Source organism: Streptomyces sp. IBSBF 2435, from assembly GCF_036815005.1.
Classification (GTDB): domain Bacteria; phylum Actinomycetota; class Actinomycetes; order Streptomycetales; family Streptomycetaceae; genus Actinacidiphila.
The window spans coordinates 1-7,301 of the sequence record NZ_JAJSYW010000253.1 but is presented as its reverse complement, the minus strand read 5'-3'; the positions used below and the strand labels follow the sequence as shown (position 1 = coordinate 7,301).

Here is a 7,301-nt window from a genome sequence, read left to right as displayed (position 1 = left end):
GGGCCGGGTCGGGGGGAGGGCTGTTCAGAAGTTGTAGTGGCCTGGGGCCGGGTGCGTTCACTTCTCGCACCCGGTCCCGAATACGGACCGCCCGGCAGGTGGGAGACACTGCCGGGCGGCCCCGCCTGGGTGTTACTCGACGACGGTGTCCTTGATCTGCTTCACCGCGTTCGACCACGCCTTGTCCTTGGAGGTGTGGCGCTTCTCCATGTCGAGGATGCCGTTCTTGGTGATGATGTCCTTCACGTTGCCGTCCCACGGACCGATCGGGGCCGGGGTGATGCTCTTGGCGGCGCTCGCGAAGATCTTGCCGACCGGGGTGCCGGGGAAGTACGGGTTGGTCAGGTTCTGCACCGCCGGGTCGTCGAGCGCCTTGGTGGAGGAGGGGATGTTCCCGAACTTCTGGAACACCTTGATCTCCTGCGCCGGCGCGGTCAGCCACTGCGCCAGCGCGGTGGCCTCCTTGATGTGCTTGCCGGACTTGGGCACGGCCAGGAACGAACCGCCCCAGTTGCCGACCTGCGGCGGATTGGCGATGTCCCACTTGCCCTTGCCCGCGTCACCGGAGTTGGTGGCCACCAGGCCGACCATCCAGCTCGGGCAGGTGACGGTGGCGAACTTGTTGAGCTTGAACGCCGCGTTCCAGGTGTTGTTCTGGTCGAGCTGCTGGTAGCCGGCCGTCAGGCCGTCCTCCACCGCTTCCGTGGCCAGGTTCCACGCCGTCTTGACGCCCGGGCTGGTGTCGTAGATCAGCTTGCCGTTGGCGTCCGAGTACTGCGTCGGCTGGCTGGCGAGCACGGCGTTGAACAGGCCGCTGCCGGAGTCGGAGAACGCCATGCCCTTGGGCGCGGTCGGGCTGGCCTTGAACTGCTTGCCCAGGTCGATGAACTTCTGCCAGTCGCCGCCCCACTGGGTGGCCAGCTGGTCGCGGTCGGTCGGCAGGCCGGCCTTCTGGAAGGCCTCCTTGTTGTAGCAGATCGCCGTCGGGCCGGCGTCCGTGCCCAGACCGATGACCTTGCCGTCGCCGGTGGTGGCCTGCGTCTCCTTGTACGGCAGCCAGTCGGCGGTGTTGAAGCCGTCGACCGTCTTGAAGTCCACGAACTTCGACGCCAGGTTCGGCTGGATGGCCAGCCCGATGTAGCCCACCTCGATGGCCTGGATGTCGTCCAGGCCGCTGTTCTGGGTCAGGTGGAGCTTCAGCGAGTTCCAGTACTGCTGGCCGTCGGAGACCGCGTCCTCGACGATCGTGATGTTCGGGTGCAGCTTGTGGTATTCGGCGTAGAGAGCGGCACCCTTCTTGTCGTCGTAGCCGAACGAGCCGAAGTCGCCGACATGCAGGGTGATGTTCTCGGTGGACGAGGACCCCTTGGAGCTGTCCTTGGTGTCCTTGTCGCTGTCGCTGCTGCAGCCGGTGATCAGCGTCGCGCAGGCTGCGAGACCCGCGACCGCGATGACGGCGGTCCTGCGGGTTCTGCCGGAAGTGCGCATTCCACTCTCCTTGTCAGGGTGGGTCGGCGTACGGGTGGTGCGTGGGTCCCCGGGGGTCTACGCACGGATGGCGCTGTGGGAGCGCTCCCACGTAGGCTTTCCGGAACATTCACGCCTAGGAGGGGTCAGTGTCAAGATGTGAAGTCGATTTCGTTGCCGGAACGTGTCCGGAGCTGACTCTTGATTACTTCTTGAACGGAAGCTCCCGCCTGGGGCTTGTACTGTGGGAGCGCTCTCAAGAACCGCTCCTGCGGGGAAGGACCGGGCGCTAAGGTGGCGCGTAATGAGTACTGGAGGCGGCAGTGGCGATGAACGGGCGGCACAGCGGACGTCCCACCCTTGAGGAGGTGGCGCTGCGCGCCGGAGTCGGGCGGGGCACGGTCTCCCGGGTGATCAACGGATCCCCCCGGGTCAGCGACCGCGCGAAGACCGCTGTCGAGGCCGCGATCGCCGAGCTGGGGTACGTGCCCAACCGCGCGGCCCGCGCGCTGGCGGGCAACCGCACGGACGCCATCGCGCTGGTCATCCCGGAGCCCGAGACCCGGCTGTTCGCCGAGCCGTACTTCTCCGACATCATCCGCGGCATCGGCGCCGAGCTGGCCGACACCGACATGCAGCTGCTGCTGACCTTGATCCGCACTCCCAAGGAGCGGGCGCGCTTCGGGCAGTACCTGGCCGCGCACCGGGTCGACGGGGTGCTTTTGGTGTCGGTGCACGAGGACGACCCGCTGCCCGACCTGCTGGAGCAGCTGGAGATGCCGGCGGTGCTCAACGGCCGCCGCAGCGACCTGGAGTCGGTCTCCTACGTCGACGCCGACAACGTCGGCGGCGCGCGGGCCGCGGTCGCCCACCTGATCGCCCGCGGGCGGCGCCAGGTCGCCACCATCACCGGGCCGCCCGACATGTACGTGGCCCGCAGCCGGCTCGACGGCTACCGGCAGGCGGTCGAGGCCGCCGCGGGCGGACTGGACGCCGGCTTCGACACCGCGCTGGTCGCCCGCGGCGACTTCACCGAGGAGGGCGGCCGGCGCGCGATGCGCGAGCTGCTGGTCCGCCGCCCGGGCATCGACGCGGTCTTCGCCGCCTCCGACGTGATGGCCGCCGGCGCCCGCGCGGTGCTGCGCGAGACCGGACGGCGGGTGCCGGACGACGTGGCGCTGGTCGGCTTCGAGGACTCGGCCATCGCCCGCCACATGGACCCGGCCCTCACCAGCGTCCGCCAGCCCACCGAGGAGATGGGCCGCACGATGGCCCGGGTGCTGCTGGAGGAGATCGCGGAGCGCGAGTCGGTACGCCGCCATGTGGTGCTGGCGACGGAGCTGGTGCAGCGCGACTCCGTGTGACGGCGGCGGCCGGCCGCCGCGCAGGGGCTGGTTCGCATACGTTCGGGTGGCGGCGCGCCCGGGAGCGTGACGTGCCGCGGTATGCCCACGGGGCCGGTGTGACGGATGAGGTCACCGCGTACGCCGCTGACGGGAGCGCTCCCACGTAATCGGCCGAACTTTCGAGCGCCTGCGGGGCCTCGCCGGCCGGCGAGGCCCTGAGCGGACCGCCGGGGAGCCTCCGGACACCGCACCGCCGGGGGCGGGACCCGGTACACGCGGGGCGTGTACCGGACCCGCCCCCGGCGGTTTGTGGGGGGATGTGGGGGGACCGGGGAAGCGGTTCAGGCGGCTTCGGGACGGGCGGCTACCAGCCGACCGCCACCTCCATCCACTGCGGGTTCTGCTGGGAGGCGTACGCGGCCTGGCCGGCCACGTCGTCGTACGGGAAGCCGTACGCGAGGTGGTTGATGCCGTGGTCGTGCCAGAACTTGGCGTACCAGTTGGCGGGGTCGCCGCCGGTGTAGAACTTGGTCGGGTCCTGCTGCTGGGCCGCCGGGAGGTTGGCGGTGTGCCGGTTGAGCGCGGCGCACTTGGCGGCGTCGGCGCCCATGGTGCCGGCGCAGCCGAAGATGTTCGAGGTGGGCTCGTTCACGCCGACCGACTGGGCGTACGCCGTGTAGTAGTTGGCGTTGACGCCGCCCTCGCGGAAGCTCGGGTCGCTGCCCGGGGCGATGATCCGGTAGGGGGCCTGGGTCTGCGCGAGCACCTTGAACTGCTGCGGCACCGCGTTCTGGAACTGCTGGAAGGTGGCCTCGCGGCTCTGGTTGAACAGGTCCTGGCTGTCACCGAGCTGGATGTCCTGGCCGTCGTGCGAGTGCAGCCGGATCGCCAGCGGCAGACCCCAGGCGTCCACCCGGGTGGTGTTGCCGTTGAAGACCGTCGCACCGATGGTGAACTCGATGAAGTCGTAGTACTGGCTGGTCGGCGAGCCGAGGTAGAAGTACATCCGGCCCGACGAGTTCGCCGGCATGTCGAAGTACGGCTGGTCGGCGATGGAGTGCACCTGGCCGTTGAAGCTCCAGTAGACCTGGCTGTCCGGGTACTGGCCGTTGGTGCGGTTGAGGATCTTCAGTTCCATCACGTTGTGCGCGGCCGGGATGTCGTCCGTGGTGCCCCAGAAGGAGTCCGGCGGAGTGGTCGTACCGCCCGTGGTCCCGCCGTTCGTGCTGCCGCCGCCGTTGGTGAAGACCTGGAACTCCCACAGCGAGTCGCCGTAGGCGGTTGACCGTGCGGTGGCGTAGACGCGGATGTAGCGGCCGGTGCCGGTCACGTTCAGGTTCTGCACACCGCCGGCGCTGGTGGTGGTGGAGTAGATCGTGGTCCAGGTGCCGCTCGGGTTGTCGGTGACCTGGATCTGGTAGGCGGTCGCGTAGGCCGCCTCCCAGTTCAGGCCGACGCCGCAGATCGGCAGCGACGAGCCGAGGTCCACCTGCAGCCACTGCGGGTCGCCGAAGGCGCTGGACCAGCGGGTGCCGGTGTTGCCGTCGACGGCCGCGGAGGCGGGGGTGCCGGCGTTCTCGACGGACGACGCGGTGGCCGTCTTGCCCTGCGCGGTGTTCGCGGTGCCGCACGCGGCGGGCTGGGTCGGGCCGCCGGTGCCGTAGACCTGGAACTCCCACAGCGAGTAGCCGTAGGCGGTGGCCCGCACGGTCCCGTAGACCCGCACGTACCGGCCGGAACCGTTTACGGCCAGGGTCTGCACGCCGCCGGTGCCGGTGGTGGTGGAGTAGACGTCGGTCCAGGCGGTGCCGTTGGCGGACGTCTGGATCTTGAAGGCCTTGGCGTACGCGGCCTCCCAGTTGAGCGTCACCTGGCTGATGGTCTGGCTGCTGCCGAGGTCGACCTGGAGCCACTGGGGGTCGGCCGCGGCGCTGGACCAGCGGGTGCCGGTGTTGCCGTCGACGGCGGCGGACGCGGGGGTGCCGGCGTTCTCGGTCGACGACGCGGTGGCCGGCTTGCCCTGCGAGAGCAGGGTGCCCGCGGCGCGTGCCGGCGACTGCGAGGTCACCACGAGGACGAGCCCCGCCAGCAGGGCGAGCAGGGCGACCAGGACCAGATACGGCTGGCGCCCGCGATGGCGCCCTGGCCCTTGGCGCACCAGCGGGGATGTGCTGCCTGACATGTGTTCTCCTCAACCGGGTGGGGGTCCGTGACGGAGGCCGCCAGAGCTTGGTGAGAGCGCTCTCTTGGCGAGGTGATGTTTACAAGGTGCGTACATCCGCGTCAATAAGTTGTTCAATAATGGCCAGTTGAGACTTCGCGCGATTACGAGACTCGAACGGACGCGCTGCCCGCGCCCCAGTGGTTCAGCCCCTGCTCAGACGGCCGTTCCGGCCTCGCGGCGGCCATCGCGCACCGCGCCGGGGACATGGGGGAGGGGCGGGCCCGTGCACGCCATCCATGCACGGGACCGCCCCCGTTCGGGGTGCCGCCGGGTCAGCCCAGCGACGCCAGGTGGTTCTGCAGGCCGAGGCCGTAGTTGGTCGCCGTGCCGTCGTAGGACGAGATCAGCGAGGGACCCGAGGAGCAGTCCCAGGTGTTCCACGTCCAGCCGAGGTACGACAGGTGGTGCGCGTCCAGCCAGCTCATGAAGCTGTCCGTGAAGGCGTGGGCGCAGGTGTTCTCGCCGATCTCACCGGCCACCAGCGGCACCGTGGCCGCGACCGGCGCCAACTGGGAGTCCCAGCAGGAGGTGTTCGCGCAGGTGTTGAAGTTGTATACGTGAACGGCCGCCGCCAGGTTGCCCGTCGGGTCGTTGGGCTTGTGCGCGACCCAGCCGGTCAGGTCGTTGGAGTAGGCGAGGCCGCCCATCAGCACGACGTTCTGCGCGCCGGTGCCGCGTACGGCGTCCAGCATCCCCTGCATGCCGGCCACCTGGTAGCCGATGCCCGGGCAGGTGCCGCCGTCCCGCCAGCAGGTCCAGGCCTGCTCGCTGGTGGAGGTGGCGCGGTCCGGGTAGGGCTCGTTGAACAGGTCGAAGACGATCGAGGTGTTGGCCTTGAAGGTGTTCGCCACGCTCGTCCAGAACGGGATCGCGTACTGCGCGTCCGGCATCGGCTTCTGGCAGGTCGCGTTCACATCGCTGCAGCCCGCCGAATTGCCGGTGTAGGTGCCGTGCGTCCAGTGCAGCTCGACGATCGGCGTGATGCCGTGCGCCACCAGCCGGTTGACCCAGCCGGTGATCGCCGCGATGTAGTTGGCGCCGCCGTCGGCCGCCGGGACGTACGACAGGCCTTCCCAGCAGTCCTCGTTGAGCGGCACGCGGACCGCCGTGACGCCCTTCCAGCTCTTGATCGAGTCGATGGCGGCGTCGTCCACCGGGCCGTCGAAGATCCCGTTGCCCTGCGCGCAGGCGAATTCGGTGCCGGAGCGGTTCACCCCGTGGAGCACGACCTGCTTGCCGGTAGAGTCCAGCAGCTGGTTTCCGGCCACGTGCAGCTTGGGCGGCGCGGAGTCACCGCCGGGCGGGCTGGTCGGCGGGGTCGTCGGCGGCGTCGTGGGGGGCGTCGTCGGCGGGGTGGTAGGCGGGGTCGTGGTGCCGCCGCCCGGACCCTGGAGCGAGATGTCGTCGGCCAGGTACGCGGGCTGGCCGTACCAGCCGTGTACGAAGACGGCGGCGCTGGTCTGGCTCGCGCCGGTGGTGAAGGACACGCTCAGCTGGGCGTAGCCGCTGCCGGTGCCGGGCGTCCAGGTGCTGGTGCCGCCGTCCACGCCGATGTAGACGTAACTGCCCTTGACCTGGGCGGTCAGGGTGTACGCGGTGTTGGGCGCGACGGTCACGGTCTGCTTGCACTGGCCGGTGGCGGAGGCCGAGGGCGTGGCCTGGAGCGCGTAACTGCCGCTGTGCGCCTGGCCCTTGACGGCCGAGGCTCCCGCGTCGCAGGTCCAGCCGGTCAGGCTGCCGGACTCGAAGCCGCCGTTGGCCAGGAATTCGCCGGCGCTTGCGGTGGGGGCCAGGGCGACCAGGCCGCCCACCGCGACGGCGGCGGCCAGGGCCGCGGAGGCGGCGGCGAGTGATCTTCTCCGGGTGGGCATGGTGAGCATGGAGGATGCTCCTTCGGTGGGGGCGAAGCGGGGCGCGAGCAGGTACCGCGCAGCCAACAGGTCCAGACCAATTCTTGTCAATGGTCCGGACCAAAGTTGCGCCCCCTGGGCCGCGTCAGCCCCGCTTGGACCAGGGCCACTTCGGGCCTGGCGGCGGCTTGCCCTCCGGGTCGTAGACGAAGACCCACGGGGTGCGGTGGGTGCCCTTCGCGCCGTGGGCGCGGTGGTAGACGTACGTCGTCTCCCCGGCGGGCACGGTGTACGCCCGGGGCGGTTGCCCCGTCATCCCCACGATGACCTCGATGACCCGCCCGTCGAGCGGCCCCCCGACGAATTCCGTCTCCTCATGCCTCACGCCCCTACCCTCCCACGTGCCCGTGGGCC

General features: G+C 70.0%; 5 protein-coding genes. 1 reads left to right on the top strand and 4 read right to left on the bottom strand.

Annotation, left to right across the window (positions count from 1 at the left end; translation table 11 throughout):
- Nucleotides 1-132: 132 nt before the first annotated feature.
- The gene (locus V7E46_RS30985; protein WP_333771517.1) at nucleotides 133-1,488 is read right to left on the bottom strand and encodes an ABC transporter substrate-binding protein; all 1,356 of its coding nucleotides are present in this window, start codon (nucleotides 1,486-1,488) and stop codon (nucleotides 133-135) included.
- Nucleotides 1,489-1,796: 308 nt separating this feature from the next.
- Between V7E46_RS30985 and V7E46_RS30980 the strand changes: the two genes are divergently transcribed.
- Entirely contained in the window at nucleotides 1,797-2,831 is a 1,035-nt protein-coding gene (locus V7E46_RS30980; RefSeq protein WP_329182551.1) for a LacI family DNA-binding transcriptional regulator, read from the top strand.
- 346 nt (nucleotides 2,832-3,177) lie between these two features.
- Here the strand turns inward: V7E46_RS30980 and V7E46_RS30975 are convergent, their stop codons facing one another.
- The 3 genes from V7E46_RS30975 to V7E46_RS30965 form a co-directional block, all read right to left on the bottom strand.
- Complete coding sequence (locus V7E46_RS30975) at nucleotides 3,178-4,995, bottom strand: discoidin domain-containing protein (RefSeq protein ID WP_333771516.1); 1,818 nt, start codon at nucleotides 4,993-4,995, stop codon at nucleotides 3,178-3,180.
- 314 nt (nucleotides 4,996-5,309) lie between these two features.
- Nucleotides 5,310-6,908 (bottom strand): cellulase family glycosylhydrolase, encoded by a 1,599-nt coding sequence (locus V7E46_RS30970; RefSeq protein ID WP_333771518.1) that lies wholly within the window; start codon nucleotides 6,906-6,908, stop codon nucleotides 5,310-5,312.
- Between the two features lie 124 nt (nucleotides 6,909-7,032).
- The gene (locus V7E46_RS30965; RefSeq protein WP_329174803.1) at nucleotides 7,033-7,272 is read right to left on the bottom strand and encodes a hypothetical protein; all 240 of its coding nucleotides are present in this window, start codon (nucleotides 7,270-7,272) and stop codon (nucleotides 7,033-7,035) included.
- Between the last annotated feature and the right edge of the window lie 29 nt (nucleotides 7,273-7,301).